This window comes from Pseudoalteromonas sp. H103 (assembly GCF_001469205.1).
In the GTDB taxonomy this organism is placed as follows: Bacteria; Pseudomonadota; Gammaproteobacteria; order Enterobacterales; family Alteromonadaceae; genus Pseudoalteromonas; species Pseudoalteromonas carrageenovora.
The window spans coordinates 166,955-184,101 of record NZ_LOFG01000018.1 but is presented as its reverse complement, the minus strand read 5'-3'; the positions used below and the strand labels follow the sequence as shown (position 1 = coordinate 184,101).

The 17,147-nt window shown below is 39.2% G+C and carries 13 protein-coding genes and 1 pseudogene; 6 read left to right on the top strand and 8 right to left on the bottom strand.

Going from position 1 to position 17,147, the window contains the following annotated elements:
• Position 1: 1 nt before the first annotated feature.
• Together ATS74_RS16420 and ATS74_RS16415 are read right to left on the bottom strand one after the other, a co-directional pair.
• A complete protein-coding gene (locus ATS74_RS16420; protein ID WP_058549945.1) occupies positions 2–2,155 on the bottom strand; it encodes an FAD-dependent oxidoreductase in 2,154 nt (717 codons plus the stop codon).
• A gap of 18 nt (positions 2,156–2,173) precedes the next feature.
• The gene (locus ATS74_RS16415; RefSeq protein ID WP_058549944.1) at positions 2,174–4,534 is read right to left on the bottom strand and encodes a TonB-dependent receptor; all 2,361 of its coding nucleotides are present in this window, start codon (positions 4,532–4,534) and stop codon (positions 2,174–2,176) included.
• Positions 4,535–4,881: 347 nt separating this feature from the next.
• On the opposite strand from ATS74_RS16415, the gene ATS74_RS16410 reads away from it, so the two are divergent.
• Positions 4,882–5,295 carry a hypothetical protein gene (locus ATS74_RS16410; protein ID WP_058549943.1) on the top strand — a complete coding sequence of 138 codons (414 nt, stop codon included), beginning with the start codon at positions 4,882–4,884 and terminating at the stop codon, positions 5,293–5,295.
• A gap of 82 nt (positions 5,296–5,377) precedes the next feature.
• On the opposite strand, the gene ATS74_RS16405 is transcribed toward ATS74_RS16410, so the two are convergent.
• Positions 5,378–5,803, bottom strand: coding sequence for a hemerythrin domain-containing protein (locus ATS74_RS16405; RefSeq protein ID WP_058549942.1), 426 nt, complete (start codon positions 5,801–5,803; stop codon positions 5,378–5,380).
• A gap of 304 nt (positions 5,804–6,107) precedes the next feature.
• On the opposite strand from ATS74_RS16405, the gene ATS74_RS16400 reads away from it, so the two are divergent.
• The 3 genes from ATS74_RS16400 to ATS74_RS16390 are packed head-to-tail and all read left to right on the top strand — an operon-like array spanning position 6,108 to position 6,918.
• Positions 6,108–6,359 carry a hypothetical protein gene (locus ATS74_RS16400; RefSeq protein WP_058549941.1) on the top strand — a complete coding sequence of 84 codons (252 nt, stop codon included), beginning with the start codon at positions 6,108–6,110 and terminating at the stop codon, positions 6,357–6,359.
• A 56-nt stretch (positions 6,360–6,415) separates the two neighbouring features.
• Positions 6,416–6,673, top strand: coding sequence for a hypothetical protein (locus ATS74_RS16395; RefSeq protein ID WP_058549940.1), 258 nt, complete (start codon positions 6,416–6,418; stop codon positions 6,671–6,673).
• A 26-nt stretch (positions 6,674–6,699) separates the two neighbouring features.
• A complete protein-coding gene (locus ATS74_RS16390; RefSeq protein WP_058549939.1) occupies positions 6,700–6,918 on the top strand; it encodes a DUF6500 family protein in 219 nt (72 codons plus the stop codon).
• Positions 6,919–6,928: 10 nt separating this feature from the next.
• Here the strand turns inward: ATS74_RS16390 and ATS74_RS16385 are convergent, their stop codons facing one another.
• Both ATS74_RS16385 and ATS74_RS16380 read right to left on the bottom strand, forming a co-directional pair.
• The gene (locus ATS74_RS16385) at positions 6,929–8,869 is read right to left on the bottom strand and encodes a tetratricopeptide repeat-containing diguanylate cyclase (protein ID WP_058549938.1); all 1,941 of its coding nucleotides are present in this window, start codon (positions 8,867–8,869) and stop codon (positions 6,929–6,931) included.
• Positions 8,870–9,401: 532 nt separating this feature from the next.
• Positions 9,402–11,057, bottom strand: coding sequence for an RluA family pseudouridine synthase (locus tag ATS74_RS16380; RefSeq protein ID WP_058549937.1), 1,656 nt, complete (start codon positions 11,055–11,057; stop codon positions 9,402–9,404).
• 296 nt (positions 11,058–11,353) lie between these two features.
• On the opposite strand from ATS74_RS16380, the gene poxB reads away from it, so the two are divergent.
• Both poxB and ATS74_RS20140 read left to right on the top strand, forming a co-directional pair.
• Positions 11,354–13,078 carry a ubiquinone-dependent pyruvate dehydrogenase gene (poxB, locus tag ATS74_RS16375; protein WP_058549936.1) on the top strand — a complete coding sequence of 575 codons (1,725 nt, stop codon included), beginning with the start codon at positions 11,354–11,356 and terminating at the stop codon, positions 13,076–13,078.
• 57 nt (positions 13,079–13,135) lie between these two features.
• Positions 13,136–13,429 (top strand): annotated as a pseudogene (locus ATS74_RS20140) (zinc-binding dehydrogenase); the annotation flags it as partial.
• Positions 13,430–13,495: 66 nt separating this feature from the next.
• Here the strand turns inward: ATS74_RS20140 and ATS74_RS16370 are convergent.
• From ATS74_RS16370 to ATS74_RS16360, 3 genes are all read right to left on the bottom strand, one after another.
• Positions 13,496–14,722: a threonine/serine ThrE exporter family protein gene (locus ATS74_RS16370; protein ID WP_082660665.1), complete on the bottom strand. Its 1,227-nt coding sequence runs from the start codon at positions 14,720–14,722 to the stop codon at positions 13,496–13,498.
• A gap of 107 nt (positions 14,723–14,829) precedes the next feature.
• A complete protein-coding gene (locus ATS74_RS16365) occupies positions 14,830–16,059 on the bottom strand; it encodes a glycosyltransferase (RefSeq protein WP_058549935.1) in 1,230 nt (409 codons plus the stop codon).
• Positions 16,056–17,060 (bottom strand): LacI family DNA-binding transcriptional regulator, encoded by a 1,005-nt coding sequence (locus tag ATS74_RS16360; protein ID WP_058549934.1) that lies wholly within the window; start codon positions 17,058–17,060, stop codon positions 16,056–16,058. Before ATS74_RS16360 ends, ATS74_RS16365 begins: the two co-directional genes overlap by 4 nt.
• Positions 17,061–17,147: the final 87 nt, after the last annotated feature.

The window sequence follows — 17,147 nt, the reverse complement described above, 5'->3', positions numbered from 1 at the left end:
ATTAGCCTCTGCGCCATGTGTGGTATTTTTCAAGCATGTTAAGTACTTTCTCAGGTGCATGAGCGCGTTTCCACTCGCCTGCTGCGTACTTGTTACCTTCAGCCCAAGTAGGGTAGCTGTGAATAGTGCCTAATATTTTGTTAAGGCCTAAACCGTGTTTCATTGCCAGTACAAACTCAGCTATTAAATCGCCAGCGTGCTCAGAAACCACAGTAACACCGAGTATTTTGTCTTTGCCTTTGGGTGTAATTACTTTAATAAAGCCTTTGGTGGCGCTGTCGGTAATGGCGCGGTCTAGCTCTTCAAATTCAAAGCGAGTGATTTCATAGTCAATGCCTTTATCAATAGCGTCTTGCTCGTTTAAGCCAACACGTGCTACTTCTGGGTCAATAAACGTAGTCCACGGAATAACACGGTAATCTACTTTAAACTTTTTAAGATTACCAAATAAGCCATTTACTGCTGCGTACCAACCCTGATGAGCGGCTACGTGCGTAAACTGATAAGGACCTACAATATCGCCAGCGGCAAAAATGTTAGGGTAAAGCGTTTCAAGGTATTCGTTAGTGACTACAGTGCGATTAGTTTCAATACCGAGTTCTTCAAGGCCGTAACCTTTAAGGCGAGCGCTTCGGCCCACAGCACATAGTAGCTCATCGTATTCAATATCGATTTCGGTATCATTATGTTTTACCACAATGAACTTTTTGCCATCGCGCTCTTCACAGCGTAGTGCCTGATGCGAGGTTAAAATGTTTACGCCGCTTTCGGTTAGCGCTTCATGTGCAAATTTAGACACCTCTAGGTCCTCTTTGATCATGATGCGTTCGCTCATCTCAATTTGCGTAACATTTGAGCCTAAGCGTGCAAAGCTTTGTGCAAGTTCACTACCAATTGGACCACCGCCAAGTACAACAAGCTTTTTAGGGGCTTCTTCAAGCTCAGCAAATTTAGTCCATAATGTATCGCTTGTTACATAGCCTGTTTCTTCAATACCAGGAAGTGGCGGTACAAATGGGCGTGCGCCAGTGGCAATAACAATAGTACGGGCTGTTAATGTTTGTGTGCCGCCATCGTTAAGCTTAATTTCTACAGTCCACGGGTCTAATAATTTACCGTAGCCTTTTACAACATCTACGCCTAGGTTTGTGTAGCGCTCAACGCTGTCGTGTGGTGCTACGTCGGCAATTACTTGGTGTACTCGTGCCATTACTTTTTTAAACGAAAACTGCGGTGTTGCGTTTTCTAAGCCGTAGTGTTCACCGTGGCGAATTTGCTCAGCAATTTTAGCGCTTTTAATAACGGCTTTACTTGGCACACACCCGTAGTTTAAACAATCGCCGCCCATTTCGCCGGCTTCAATTAGGGTTACTTTGGCTTTAACTGCTGCTGCAATGTAACTTGTAACTAAGCCGCCAGCACCTGCGCCAATAACAATCATGTTGCGGTCGAACTTTTTAGGTTTAGTGTAATTTTTGTATACGCGACGTTTTTTAAACACGTTTAGGATTCCTTTAGCAATGAATGGGAACACACCCAATAAAGCGAACGATAAAATAAGATCTAACGATAAAATGCCTGATAAGCTCTCAATTTGCGCAAGTTGCGTACCTGCGTTTACAAATACAAATGTACCCGCCAGCATGCCTATTTGGCTTACCCAGTAAAAGGTCCATGCTTTAATTGAGGTAACACCCATCAATAAGTTAATTAAAAAGAACGGAAATACTGGCACTAATCTAAGCGTAAATAAGTAAAAGCCACCTTCTTTTTCAACGCCCGCGTCAATAGCGTCTAAGCGCTCAGGAAAACGTTGTTTAATTGTATCGCGCAGTAAGTAACGCGATACTAAAAAGGCAAGCGTAGCACCTACAGTAGAGGCAAACGAGGCAACTAATAAGCCTTCAACTAAGCCAAATAATGCACCTGCGGCCAGTGTTAATATAGCCGCCCCCGGTAATGAGAGAGCCGTTACCACTACGTATAATAAAAAGAAGCCACCAAAAACCAACAATGGTGATTGCTCTTTATATTGGCTAAATTGATCCATCGACCCTTTTAAGCCTTCAAGCGTAAGTAACTGGTGTAAATTAAAGTGAAAGAACAAGCCTATAGCCGCTGCTGCAATCAATACCAAAAATAGTTTTTTAATCATGTTCTCTCTCAAACCGCTCTAAAAATTATGGGTTAGTGTTAATTTTGCGTTTATCGGCAATTCAGGAAATGCCAATGTTGCTCCAAAATAACCACCTTCAAATACTGGGCGCCAGTTTTTTTGATTAGTGACGTTGTTTACATCTAATCGCAACTTAGTACTAGGCGTAAAAGCATAGCTAGTATTAACGTTTAACGTGTATTGATCACGAATTTTAACTGTTGCCAAAAAGTCTAATGGGTAACTCTTTGTATATAGACCTGAAAAACCCGTTTGCCATTTCGAATTAATTGAATAATTTCCATTAAAACTGAATGATTGCTCAGGAATGCCCTGAACTTGGCGGTTTGAAGGTGCAAACGCGGTAAAACTTGGCGCGCCAACGCCCGTACCTGCAATAATATCTGGGCGCGAATTATCAAATGCATCGATTACTTGAGCAGAATCTTGACTGCTTGCAGAGTTGTCGTAGCGAGCATCTATGTAGCTGTAGCCCGCACTTAGCCAATAAGGGTAAGCATCGTAAAATACTTGGCTTTCAAAACCTGTGGTACGAATACCTGTATTGCTGCCGTCGCGATTACGTAAACTACGGCGCTGGCTAAATACCGCGCCATCAGCGTACCAGTCGCTATCGGTTGGGGCGTACTTTAAGCCAAACTCTACTAATGTGTTTTCGGTAGCAAAATTTTGCGCGCTAATTGTGTTATCACCGCCAAGTGATGTACCGCCAGCCATACTGTTTGATGTTGCTTCGTTATAACTTGCTGCACCATAGGTGGTGTAGTCGGCATTTATTTTGTAGTTAAAGCTAACTTGGCCAGAATGCAGTATTTCGTTAATGCTGTCGCTTGCAGCAACTTGGCCTTGTGGTGCAATAGGGTCGTTTGCTTCTACATCGTAAAAGTCAACGCGGTAACCCACGCTAGTATGAAGCTTATCACCCCAATCAGAGTCTTGTTGAATGGCAAGTCCTGTTTGCCATGAGCGTGAATCGGTGGTGTCTGATAGGTTAAAGTCGCCGCTGCCATCGTTATCTAAATCGTATTGACCACCAGGCGATACAAATACACCTGGGCTTAGCTCTACTAAACGTGCTTTTTGTGCATCGGTTAAGGGAATGCGGCGGTTTGAAAGTGGGCCAGTTAAATCAATAGGTAAATCGGCCTCGGTAGTAAATTGGCTGTAGCCAAGTACTTTGTTATAGCGTACGTCAAAAGCAAAAATTGTTTGCTGGTCGCTATTCCAACGGTAAGTAAGCTCAGTACGGTTTTGCGCTGTATCGGCGCCATCTATAATTTCTACAAAGCTGTTTTGGGCTATTTCTTCACGCTGTAAATGCTGAAAGTACGTAATATTTTTAAGTGAGGCATTAGCATTTAGCTCGCGCTTATAAATGCTGTGAATTAAATAAGTGGTTGCTTCGTTTTGGTTATCAGGGTCGGTAAGTACGGTGCTGCGATCTATTTTTACTTGCCCAGTAGGCGATACAATTGAACCCCCCGCCGGTACGGTACTACCATTTGCTTGCACGCCTTGGCCGGTAATGTAAAGGCCATCATCAATTAAGGCTTGGGTAGGGCGGTTAATACCGGCGTTATCGGTAAATTCAACTTGGTATAGCTCAAAGTTAATGTCCCAACTGCTTTTGTCGTCTGGCAAAATTCTAAGTGCTGCAAATAAACTATCGCTTTTTGTACCTGAATAATCGTAGTAGCTGCCTTCATCAAGGTGCTCGTAACTTACTCTAAGGCCCACTTTGTCTTGAATAATTGGCGCTGTGTAATCTACTTGCGCACTGTATTGATCCCATCGCCCCGCTGAGATCTTAACTTTACCTTTACTTTCATCTGTAGAGGCAGTCTTTGAGTGTAAATTTACAAAACCACCGTTACGTTGGCTTGAGCCAAATAAAACCGGCGGTGCACCTTTTACTACATCTATTTGTTCTATAGAGTTGAACGATAACGGCACACCAAACCCATTATTACCTGCTTGGCGACGTGTACCATCTTGAAAAAGCTCACCCAGTTGGCCACGAATAGTAGGTAAACTTGGCGCACCAAAGCCACTTGCAGAGTAAGTGTTTGGGCTTACTGCAAGTACGTCTTGTAGGGTAGTAATGTTTAGTTGCTCTATTAACTCGCTTGAAATAGGCGTGACCGAGCGGGCTATATCTTGTAGCGCTAAATTATCACCGAAAGGGCCATCTACAGTGGCATCTTTTACAGATAAACCTTGAGATTTAAGAACTTGGCCAGCCACTTCAATATGTTCAATTGCGCTTTTAGTTGTTGCTTTTGGTTCTTCAGCTGCAAATGCTATTAATGGTGTATTTAATATAGTGGCTAGGGATAGTGCTAAATATGCGTGTTTCAAACGTTTTCTCTCTACGGTTAAAATGTTGTTGGCGATAAAGACCGAAGGCTATAAAAATAACTTTCAATAAAATTGTGCTTCTTTTTGTTTTTTAGAACATAAGCCCAAACAATTATTTTAAAAGTAGTACTTAAGTACCTTTAATTTATCGTTTCTGTAAATGGCTGCTTTTTATCATTTTTTTAAGCATAGTATACTTCTATAAAGCATGTACGACACGGCCTAACATTTATAAATAAATGCTCAAACGTACCGTTAATAAAAATAATTACTGTTTTTTGAAATAAAAATTAACTTATACGGTCTAGCTTACCTTAACGTTTATTAATATTTTTTAGGGAATTTTTATGACAGGTTCAATCAGTTCTGATGTGCAAAATCGTTTGCAGTGGTCACTTTTATCTCTGCGTGTAGGTGTGTTTATTGTAATGGTTATGTGGACATTCGATAAGTTTGTTAACCCTGGACATAGCGCACGTATTTTTGAGCATTTTTATGGTATTAGTGGTTCTACCGATATAATTGCTTACGTTATAGGTGCTGTACAACTTGTTTTGGTTTTAGCATTTATGGCGGGTATTAAAAAACGCCTTACATACGGTATTATTTTTGTAATGCACGGTCTATCAACGCTTTCATCTTACAACCAGTATATAGATGGCTTTAACAACTTATTATTTTTTACTGCGTGGCCAATGTGGGCAGCATGTTTTGCGCTTTATCTATTACGTGACCAAGACGTAAAATTTACTGTTAAATAATCTTTATTTAAAGCAAAAAAATGGTTATAAGCCATAAGGCTTATAACCAATAAGTACACAAGGGAGTGTATGGAAGTCGGTTTTAATGCATTGCATCGTTGTACTGCTCAGCAAGGCTCTCTTTTTGCCCTTCGGTCAAAGCTTTACCCGCTAATTGAAATACTTCATGTTCTTCTTCACTTAAATGGTGATGTACTAAATGGTGCAGTTTTTTAGCCGCAATTAACCAAGCAGACGAGCTCATTTCGGTATCTTCAAGTTGTTCAATTAACTCATCAATTTCATGATGCTCTGCTACGCTGTGGCGTGCCTTTTCGTGCGTTAAATCATCAAACATAAGTGGATTATAAAAATAACGCTCTTCAAATTTAGCGTGATCTTCTAATTCTGTTTTAAGCTCGTCCATTAGCTTGTGGCGCTCAGTTGTATCGCCATGCGTTTGAATAAGTGCATCTACCAATTTACGTTGTTTATCATGATCGTGACGTAGCGCTTCAAATATATTCATAACTAATCCTTTACTTGCTCTTTAATTGCTTACAAATATTGAAGCAAGCTAAATGCCATGATTTAACTTTTTGAATTTAATAGGTTTATATTTGTTCGTTTGCTCATGGGAGTATGCAGCCTGTAAGTTTTACAAGCACGCTTATGCAATATTTTCAGGTTTTAGCTCTACAGAACCTTACAAATATTTACTGGTTGTATATTTTAGTGGAGTGATAAAGTGTTAGCGTTATTTAGGTACAGGTTTTACATAGTCGTTTTATATATGTGATTTATAAAACTTTAATTAATAGGATTGTTTAAGGATGAATATAAAAACCTTCACTACAGCACTGCTACTGTGTGCATTGTTAAGTGCATGTAGTACAGCCCCGTATTCTGATCGAAGCTTATGCATAAAAGAAGCAGAAATAAATGAGCCAAATGGCTCTCAAACAAGCTCAGAAGTTTATAATGAATGTATAAGTGCTCAATTAAAAAAGAATGCTAAAGAGGATACTTTTTTTGATGAAGTAGGTGTGTTTTTTATTGACCTACTTGTTTTGATAGCCGACTAAATAAGCAACCTTGTAGCTATAATATAAGGCAGAAGGTGCGTAAAATAGGATTTATTATGAAAGCGTTTTTAGCTTTATTATCGCTGTGTATATTTTTAACTGGCTGTGCTGCTCAGCCTTATGCGGGCTCTGCAAAATGCATGGAGCAAGCTGATATAGCTTATGAAACAGATTTACATAAAAATGAGCCACTAGATAATGAATGCAAAGCTACAAAAGTAAATACGCCTAATAAAGAGTTTGAGAATCATAGTATTGTTGATAGAAGTCTTTTACAGCTAATCGTTAGTGTTTTAAATGGTATATTTAGATAGTAAAAATACAATTAAATAAGGTATGTATGCAGGAAGAACTAAAAGCAAAAATTATAGCTGTGTGCGATAAAAAAATAGCAGCCAAAGGCGAAAACGTAGGGCTTTCTTTTTACGCTTTTTTTGCAAATAAAAATACGGATCCTGAGATGCTTATGCAAGCAGCTACGTGGTGGATACACACCCATAAATTAGATCACTTTGAAAAAGCCCACAAAATAAAACAGATGATTATTGAAGGTGACTAATAACGTATATTTACGCGATTGCTATTTGGTTTCTGCCATTTTCTTTTGCTTTATACAGCTGTTGGTCTGCATGTTTAATAAGCACATCAAGTGATTTAGAGTGAGTATTACTTATTGCAACACCCACGCTAAAGGTAATGTTTATTTTACTCGGTAAGGCTTCTATTTCACGGCAATATTCAGATAAAGTGAGTGCTAAGTTCTCAAACGTGTCGTTAATTTTTTGCTTATCTAATGTATTCAAAACAAACAGCCATTCTTCGCCGCCGTAACGCCCATATGTATCATTTTCACTTAGCGTATCTTTAGCGGCTTGAGCAAACTTAATCAGTACTAAGTCCCCTGTGTCATGGCCAAATTTGTCATTAATATTTTTAAAGTAGTCTAAATCAACAATCGCAATTGATGCTGGTTTGTTGGCTAACAAATTATCAGCTATTTGCATTACTCCACGGCGGTTTAAACTATTAGTTAGGTAGTCGGTTAACGCAATAGTATGATATTTTTTTCGCTGACGTATTTGGCGGTAAAATAAGAATAACGATACAAGAACTAAAATGAATGCAATGGATGCGCTTAAGCGCCAAATTATTTTTTGTTGGTGTTCTTCGATTGCTTGAAGTTTGTTGATATCTTTTTCGAATTCTAGCTGCGATATCTTGTCTTCTCTTTCTTTTACTTCGAACTTAATTTGGAGTGCTTTTATGTTACTTTCGCTCGTTGCTTCATAGTGCTTTTTTGTATAAACGAGTTTATCTTCGATTGCTTCAAAGGCATCGTCAATGTAGTTCAGCCTTCGCTTAAGCTCATAGCGTTTAGCTAAAAATCGAGCTTTATATATACTACGGGTAAACTTATCTAGATTATTATATACCTCGTCGTTTACTTGATTTGCTTTATCTAATAAGTTTTGTTTAATGTATATATCAGCTAGTAAAATCAATGAGGCAAGGTGCATATCGTGAATGCCAGCAGAGCGGGCAAGTTCAATGTTTTGGTTTACTAGCGTTAACGCTGTGTTGTAATTTCCCTGAAGGTATTGAATGTCAGCAATTGAGTATTGAGCAAATGCTAAACCTTTTTTCATGTTAACTTTCTTAAAATAGCTCAAGGCTTTATTTAACTGTATTAAGGCATTGTTTGGGTCATTAATTTCTAACAACACATTACCTAAACTCCAGTATGCTTTTGCAGTAAAAAGGCCATCGCTTGTTTTTTCGTACGCTTTTACTGCTTTTTTTGCATAGTAAACCGCTTTACTCTTGTCTTTATCTACATCAGTAAGTAAGTGATAAGCATCGGCTATTTTTCTATAAAAATAGCCTTGCGCTGCAAAGTCATTGTTTTTTAAAGCAAGCTCTAAGCCTTCTAGAGCTGCGTTTAAAGTTTTTCTTAACACATCAGTATCTGTGTAGTAGTAAGCTAAAGCGCGAAAAATAATAATTTTTTCGTTATCTGAATGTTGAGGTATTAGTTTTTCAAGCTCTTTTGCAAGGTTTTTTGCAGGTGTTGGATCTTCATTTCTAGCTAAAGATTTTAATTGCGACTCTAAAAATAAAAGGTGCACATCTTTTTGTTCTGTTAGTTGTTTATTACTTAAGTAAAATGCTAAGTGGTGCTTTAAACGCTTGTAGCGTTCTTGTCGAAATAGCAGTTCAGCATACAGCGCAGCAGCCTCTAGGTGAAGCCTCTCCCAGCGTTGCTCTTTGCTTAGCTCAAATGCTTTAGTGAGTTTTTTTTCATTGATTAAGTAATCTAGTTTGTTTGCTCTAACATCGTTAATCAAGTTTTCAGCTTTACTGAAACCCAAAGAACTTAAAAGCGTATTCTCATCACTACTATCAGCAAAACTATACATGCTAATAAATATAAAAAAGCAAATAAGAGCAGCTTTGATCAATACACTGCGTTTAAAATTTTGTATGTGCGTATTGTTATTCGTATTTAACATTTATGACTTTTATTATTATTTGTTTAACTTACTATAGCATTACTTTTAAATTATAACTTAATGCTTAATAAGTAATAATATGATTAATCACTAAAATACTAGGTCGTGTGACCTGTTTGATGTGAGTTTAAAGCGGACTGTTTGTTGCTTAGAACAGGAAAAACCTAAAATGTATAGACATTACACTTAAGTAGGCAATAACGTAGTATAAAAACCCAATGAGTGTTTTTTTACACAGTGATAAATAAGGAACGACAGAGATATACTAAAAATTACCGTTTTAGTTATAACTACAGCAATAAGCTAATAGAGTATTGCAGGAATCGTTAACGAGATTATTAGGCTGTACTCCTCACTTGTGATTAAACTGTCTTTAGAGAAAAACATTGGAATCTTATAACGGGAGCAAGCCTTAGGGCTCTCTATACCTAAATAAATTTTAATATAAATCTATATTCTAAATTGGTAACGCCGTTAATAAACTAAAGACCTTATAAGTATATTTTCGCACATGTAAAGCGCCTAATAATTATTAGAAATCTGGCGCTACTTCAAACTCTAAGCGTTTAAGAGTTATTGGGTGAGTAAACGCTAAATACTCGGCATGTAAATGAAGTCTATCGGCTTTTTGGCCGTAATGTGTATCCCCAATAATAGGCATATTTAATCCTAAGCTATGGGCGCAGTGAACGCGTAGCTGATGTGTACGCCCCGTTTTTGGGTATAACTGTAAACGAGTAATATTGTTTTTTCGCTCAAGTACGTGCCAAGTAGTAAGCGAAGGTTTGCCATTTGTATAGCACACCATTTGGCGTGGCTTGTCATCAAAGTCGAGCATGAGGGGTAAATTTATCTCGCCGCTATCTTCACTTACATTTCCATCAACCAGTGCAACGTAACGTTTATCAATAGTGCGCTCTATAAACTGTTTTTGCAGGGCTTTATGTACACGTTTATTAAGTGCGATCATCAATAATCCTGAGGTCGACATATCTAAACGATGAACTATTAATGGGCCTGAAGCTTCAGGGAATTGTGTTTTTATTCGCATATAAACAGAGTCATCAATATTTACACCTGGGACCGATAAAAACTCAGCAGGCTTGTTTACCACCAGTAAGTCGTCGTCTTTATAAATAATACTTAACTCTTTCCCATCGGCCGGGTTTTCAAGTAGCGGATTGGTTTCAACATTTAGGCCTTTTAGCATATGCCCAAGTATTGGTTGGCATTTGCTATAACAAGAAGGGTAGTAATTTTTATGTTGCCTAATGGCTGATTTAGGGGCTGCTCCCCACCAAAATTCACCCATAGCAATGGGCTTTAAGTTATGTTTATACGCATATTGTAATAACTTTGGTGCTGCGCAATCGCCTGCGCCAGAGGGTGGAGTATGCTCTGGCAGCTGTGCAAAAATAGCATTTAGGTCGGTTACTTCTTTATGGGCATTTAAAAACTGATACTGAGCAAAAAGCATTTTTTGTAGATTTTTAGATAGCGTTTTACGGCGCTTTTTTAAATGTTTTACGTTGTCTGTAATTTTGGTTTGAGCGCTCTCTAGCTGTTCTATTTTATTTTGCCAATTAAGCTTAAGCGCTTGTAATTGCTTTTTTTCAACAATGCTTTGCCCGGCTAGTTTATTTTTAAGTTGCTCAAAATCATCCTCGCTTAGTTCGGCTTCGCCTTCAGTTCGCTGCTTTTTACGTACTAATCTTCCGGCCTGCATTAGGGCTTGCTGCGCAAGTAATTGCTCGTTAAACATAGCTTTTGATTCATCAAGCTTTTTATTAATAGCGGTGAGCTCTGCGCTGCTTTCAAGCTCATTAATTTGGCTGTTTATGTCATTAATAATTTTGCTTTGTGCTAAATAACCTTCATCGTTTAGCTGCATATTTGATACCGGTGGCACAAAGTTAATACTGCCTTTATCGCCTTCAATCTGCCCCGAATACGCGCTTAAAAACCCCAGCTGGTTATTTTTGTTTTGCACAACTAACACACCAAACATTTTACCTGCGTTTTCGGCTTTTAAATGTGAGAGTGGTTCTAGCTGTTGTTGCAACTGTGTTGCAGCTGCAATAGTTAGCGGATGCGGCTGATAATAAAAGGGAAAGGTAAATGTTTCTGGACGCGAAAGCGCATTTATATTTTGTAAAAAAGGGGTAAAGCAAGAAGCTGAGTTTGGCATAAAAATAACACAGAAACATTCAGTAAAATAATTGGGTCAGATAATACCATATTCATAGTTAAGCCACTAAAAATCTCATCTTAGTTTATTCATATATAGTTTAAAGGCGACATTCATGTTTTATGTATCAGTATAGGTGCATGACAATATTTAAACGTATTGTTGTTACTCTATCATTTGTATTTCATGTGTGTCGTTTCTCATTAATTGAGCGCATTTTTAAACGATATTAGTACTGGTAGAGCCCAAAGATAATTCAATTTACAGAATAACTTAACTGTTAGGAGTTCTATATTATGAGTGAAAATATCGCATGTTTTATCACCAAAACCCTTGAGCAAGCTGGCGTAAAACGAATTTGGGGGGTAACTGGCGATTCACTTAACGGCATTAGTGAAAGCTTACGTAAAATGGGCACAATTGAATGGCTAGGTACGCGCCATGAAGAAGTCGCAGCCTTTGCAGCCGGTGGCGAAGCCCACTTATCAGGCGAACTTGCGGTGTGTGCTGGCTCGTGTGGTCCGGGTAATCTTCATTTAATTAACGGCTTATTTGATTGTCAGCGTAATAATGTACCGGTGTTAGCAATAGCTTCGCATATTCCATCATCAGAGATTGGTAGCAATTACTTTCAAGAAACCCACCCGCAAGAATTATTTAAAGAATGCAGTGTGTATTGCGAAATGGTGTCAAACCCACAACAAATGCCTTATTTGCTTGAAACCGCAATGCGCCAAGCAATATTAAATAAAGGCGTAAGTGTACTTGTATTACCCGGCGATATTGCATTAAAAGATATACCTAAGGGTATTACTCCTAAGTGGAATGTTCCAAAAAAAGCCACTACTGTTGCTGATTTATCTGATATTAAAGCAATGGCTACGCATCTTAATAAGAGTAAAAAAGTAACGTTGTTGTGCGGTGCAGGCTGTAGAGATGCACATGATGAAATTGTAGCACTTGCCGATAAACTACAAGCACCCATAGTACACGCTATGCGCGGTAAAGAGTTTATTGAATACGATAACCCTTATGATGTTGGTATGACCGGATTTATAGGTTTTGCGTCGGGCTATCATGCAATGCAAGAGGCCGATACATTATTGATGATTGGCACGAGTTTTCCGTATCGGGCTTTTTACCCTGAAAATACCACCATATTACAAATTGATAATAAAGCGGCATCACTCGGGCGACACGTTCAAATTGATTGTGGCGTATTAGGCGATACAAAAAATTCAGTGGCCACATTACTTGAGTACATTGAAGGTGATCGCACAGACTCGCACTTACAAAAGAGTGTTAAGCACTATAAAGAATCTCGAAAAGATCTCGATAAACTTGCCAGTGGTAAAACCTCACAAAATTTAATTCACCCGCAATACTTAACGCGTTTACTAAACGAGCAAGCAGCCGAGGATGCTGTGTTTACTTGTGATGTAGGTACACCTACTGTATGGGCTGCACGTTATTTATCTATGAATGGTAAGCGGCGTTTAATAGGCTCGTTTAACCATGGTTCTATGGCTAATGCGATGTCGCAGGCAATGGGTGTTCAGTCGGTAGATAGAGACCGCCAAGTAATTGCAATGTGTGGCGATGGTGGTTTTTCTATGTTGATGGGTGATTTAATCTCGCTTAAGCAGCTTAATTTGCCTATAAAAATTGTTGTTTATAATAATCGCTCACTTAGTTTTGTAGCAATGGAAATGAAAGCCAGCGGGTTTTTATCAAGCGACACTGATTTAGAAAATCCAAGTTTTGCTAAAATTGCACAAGCCTGCGGTTTAAAAGGCATTCATGTAAGTGACCCAGACGAACTCCCTTCGGCAATGGATGAGATGATGAATCACTCAGGCCCGGTTGTGTTAGAAGTAGATACTGCAAAGCAAGAGCTTTCGATGCCGCCGCAAATAAAATTAGAGCAAGCAAAAGGCTTTAGTGTTTATATGATGAAAGCGTTAATAAACGGCAAAGGGGATGAAGTCGTTGAACTGGGTAAAACTAATTGGTTACGTTAGTTAAATAAATTCCCTGCTTAGTGCATTAACTTAATAGGGAAGTGTCAAAGTAATAATCCAAAGCTGCTAGAAGTGTTAAAGCCTAAAGGGCGTTATGCGGTATCGGGCGCTATTGGCGGGGCGTTAGTTGAGCTAGATATACGTACTTTGTATATTTAAAAGACTTAACGTTTTTTGGCTGCACAGTGTTAGAACCAGAGGTATTTAAAAGCTTAGTTAACTTTATTGAGCAAGAAAAAATTAAGCCTATTGTGGCAAAAACATTTCTCTTACTGAAATGTTACGGCGCAGCAAGTGTTTGCGCAAAAACAGCACGTAGGAAAAATTGTTTTAACAATACCGCACGGCTAATAGCATTATAAATAATAAAGCCCGTTACTTTTTAAGGTAACAGGCTTTTTGTTTATAGGTTTGTGCTTACAAACTCTTTTTAGGCGGAAGAGCCACGTTTGCAAATATTAGCCCTGCTACTAGCGACATAAATATTAAAAACGTTTGCTGGCCAATATGCTCTGCGTATACAAAGTCTTGGCCTTCAATCAGTGAGTTTAAGCCAATATAGGTTTTGCTACCAGGCACTAATACAATTAAGCCTTGCATGGCAACAATTGAAGCTGGCGCATTAGCAACACGATTAAATAAGTTACTAAATATACCTACCGATAAAGCCCCTACAAACGTACCTAACGTGTAATCTAGGTACATAGCAGAACCAATACTTGTGCCGTAAGCTATAAAACCTGATGCAATAGACCAACCCGCATGCTTAATTTTAGTTCTAAATATAACAACTAAGCTGCTACAAAGCAGGAGTATAGCTAGCCATGCTGTCCATTTAGGAAGAGGCTCTGGCTGCACAAAGTCTGCTTGGCCAAACATGGCAAAGCCAATACCTATGCCAATAAAGGCACCAAAGTACAGTTTAAATAGCAGCATAAACGAGTCCATAACTCGCGCAGTACCCGACACTAAATGCCTAGCTGCAAGCTCGGCTAAACCAAGCGCCAGTGCAAGGCCAGGTATAAATACAATAATGGCCGAAAGCACCACTAAACGTATATTAATTTCAGGGGTTATGTACACACTTACCGCACAGGCTAATACAGCTGAAATAATAGCAACAAGTGGCTCAAGCATATGTGCAACACGTTTAGAGCGTGTAGACCAAAGTACAAATACATAAACTACTAATGTAAGCAGCGATGACCACATAACATCAGTCCAACTTGTGCCCATTAGCATTGCAAATGCACCACCAGAGGTTGCAAAGGCAACTCCTGTAACAAGTTTATTGTACGGGTTTGGCATATCGTAAATAGCATCAAGCTGAGCGTCGACTTCTTGCAAACTTAGCTTGTCGTCAAGCATTTGATTTACTAAATCGTCGGTGTCGGCAAGTGAGCCTAAATCGTGATCGCCAGGATCAACTCGTGCTACGTGTGTGTATTCGTCTTCGTGGCCGTCGGTCCAAATTACAAACGTTACAGAGGTTGGCGACATAACAAACGACGATTTAAGTCCTAAGTAGGTAGCCACTTCCATTAGGTGAGCTTCTAGGCGGTAAGCAGGCGTACCATACTTGTGAAGCATTTTACCTAACTTAACGATAAATTTGCGTTTTTCTGTGAAGGTTGCAGTTTTCAAATCTTATTTAGGCCAGTGTGTAAATAAATTAGCTAAAAGTATAGGCTAAAACGCCCATTTGTAATGGGCGCGATTTTAAACACAAATCTATAAGAGTCTAGTCATTTTTAATCTAATTTTTTATTTTTTTCTGCTATCCATTGCGCCATATATTGCGTGCTTCGCATTGTATGATGTTTGAGCATTTGTCCGGTGAAGTTTTTTTCCCTATGGGCTGCTAAATCGCTGCTTATTGCATCTATTTTATTAATGAGCGCGGCGCTTAATTTTACTTTGTCGTACAGGGTGTTAAGTAGCGTATTGCCAGCTTGCTGAGCGTGTTCAAAATCAGTTTGATTGTTATAAAGCTCAACGGCTGCATTTGCAAAATCTTCGGTATTATTAACCACTTTACCAGACCACGGTAAATCGTTGTGCATGCCCTCTGCTCCAATGCTGGTGGTAACGCTGGGTGTTTGCATTATCATGGCTTCAAGTAACTTACCTTTTATACCTGCACCAAAACGAAGGGGCGCTAAACATACGCGCGCGCTTTGCATTACATCATAGGCGTTATCGGCCCAGCCTTTTATTAAAAACCCATTTTTAGGGTTATTAAGTGCTGTGGCTTTTGGTGGCGGGTAAGAGCCATAAATGTGTAGCTTGGCTTTTGGCAGTTGCTTACGAATTAATGGCCATATTTTTTGTAAGTACAGCACGGCATCCCAGTTTGGGGCGTGTCTAAAATTACCTATGGTCATAAAGTGTGCGCGTTCATCAAAGCTTTTTGTGGTTTTGGGCAATGCGCTTAAATCGACCATAAACGGTAAGTGATGTAATAAGCTTGGCTCTACTTTAAACACACTGTTTAGTAAGCTCATCTCAAAGCTTGAAATAATTAAGCTGAGGTCGCAGCGCAAAATAGCCGCTATTTCGCGTTTTGCTATATCTGAATGTAAGTCGCTGGTTGTAAACTCGCGCTCGCCTTTGTGTGCTTCGTGGCGTGCATTACGTAGGCATTGTAAATCTTCAGTATCGAGAATTTTAACGGCATTGGGGCAATGCTTATCTACGCGCCAACCAAATTGCTCTTCCATCATAAAGCGGTCAAACATCACTATATCTGGGTTATAGGCTTTAACGTATTCGTCAAAGCTTTCGCAGTTTAGGGCAATGCTTTGGCTTGTTATACCGTAGTCGTCTAGGTTAACCATGTGCTCGGTACGCTGCGCGGGGGTTGCAAATTCAACCTCCCAGTTTTGCGCTTTGAATGCATTTAATAACGACATCATGTGCGTTCCCGCAGCAGATGAATTTGGCTCTGGCCATACGTAGCCAATTACCAGCACTTTTTTCATTGGCTAGAATCTCTAATTTGTAAGTTTACATTTACCAGCGTTTTAACTGGAGGGGTTGTATTTTGTAGCAGCTCTTGCACAACTAAAAAGCTACGCTTTGCTATTTCATCGGTATTAATAACCACCGTACTTAAGCTGCAAGGCATAACACTGTAGTTAGGTAAGTGATGGCAGCTAACTACTTTTATAGTTTGGTTTGCTGGCAAGTTAAGCGAATGTATTGCTGCTATAACACCTTGTGCAATTATATCGTTTGCGCATACCACAGCATTTAATTGTGGGTTTTGTTTGTAAGTACTTAAAAATGTATTTTTAGCACTAAGCGCTTGATTGTGCGAGCACGCTATGGCCGTTAAAGGCGTTATGCTGTGCTGCGAACAAGCAGTATTAAAGCCACTTTGTAATGCTAAAGATTCACTCATTGTGAGCTCACAGCCTATAAAAGCGATGTTTGTAACACCTTGAGCGAGTATGTGCATTGTTGCTACGTGGCTGGCTTTTTTGTAATCGGGAAGTACGCAAGGCGCAGCGCTAAAAGGGACTTCGCGCATTAAGGTAATAACGTTGTGCTGCGCGCTTTGCGTATCAAGCCATTTGGCACAGGTATTTGCTACAGGGCAAATAATAAAAGCAGCTGCGTTATATTCTTTTAGGTTTTTTACTGCGCTTGTTTGTAGCTCGAGTTTGTTATTAGTGCTTACTATCATAGCTTGTAAGCCACTTGCGTTTAGCGTTTTTTCAAGACTTGTAGCAAGCTCAGCCATTAAAGGGTTGGTTAAATCGTTTATTATAATGCCAATTAAATTTGAACGTTTTGAGCGCATTGCGGCCGCATCGCGGTTATAAACGTAACCGAGTTCATCAATCGCTTTTAATATTTTTTGTCTGCTTTTATCGCCTACTTTTTCGCTTTTGGTAAGTAGCAAAGACACGGTTGATTTTGATACACCAGCACGCTTAGCAACATCAATAATAGTGACCGATTTAGCTGTGTTTTGCATTGTGTTTTGTGAGCCGCAGTGGTGAATAAATAGCGCTGTAGTGTAGCGTAATTAGGGTTATTAAGTCACCTTTTACACGTGCTTAAG

Coding starts and splice junctions, on each gene's coding strand:
- poxB (WP_058549936.1), top strand. CDS start 11,354: ATGAGTGAAAATATCGCATGTTTTATCACCAAAACCCTTGAGCAAGCT.
- ATS74_RS16380 (WP_058549937.1), bottom strand. CDS start 11,057: ATGCCAAACTCAGCTTCTTGCTTTACCCCTTTTTTACAAAATATAAAT.
- ATS74_RS16360 (WP_058549934.1), bottom strand. CDS start 17,060: ATGCAAAACACAGCTAAATCGGTCACTATTATTGATGTTGCTAAGCGT.
- ATS74_RS16365 (WP_058549935.1), bottom strand. CDS start 16,059: ATGAAAAAAGTGCTGGTAATTGGCTACGTATGGCCAGAGCCAAATTCA.
- ATS74_RS16400 (WP_058549941.1), top strand. CDS start 6,108: ATGAATATAAAAACCTTCACTACAGCACTGCTACTGTGTGCATTGTTA.
- ATS74_RS16390 (WP_058549939.1), top strand. CDS start 6,700: ATGCAGGAAGAACTAAAAGCAAAAATTATAGCTGTGTGCGATAAAAAA.
- ATS74_RS16395 (WP_058549940.1), top strand. CDS start 6,416: ATGAAAGCGTTTTTAGCTTTATTATCGCTGTGTATATTTTTAACTGGC.
- ATS74_RS16420 (WP_058549945.1), bottom strand. CDS start 2,155: ATGATTAAAAAACTATTTTTGGTATTGATTGCAGCAGCGGCTATAGGC.
- ATS74_RS16410 (WP_058549943.1), top strand. CDS start 4,882: ATGACAGGTTCAATCAGTTCTGATGTGCAAAATCGTTTGCAGTGGTCA.
- ATS74_RS16385 (WP_058549938.1), bottom strand. CDS start 8,869: ATGTTAAATACGAATAACAATACGCACATACAAAATTTTAAACGCAGT.
- ATS74_RS16405 (WP_058549942.1), bottom strand. CDS start 5,803: ATGAATATATTTGAAGCGCTACGTCACGATCATGATAAACAACGTAAA.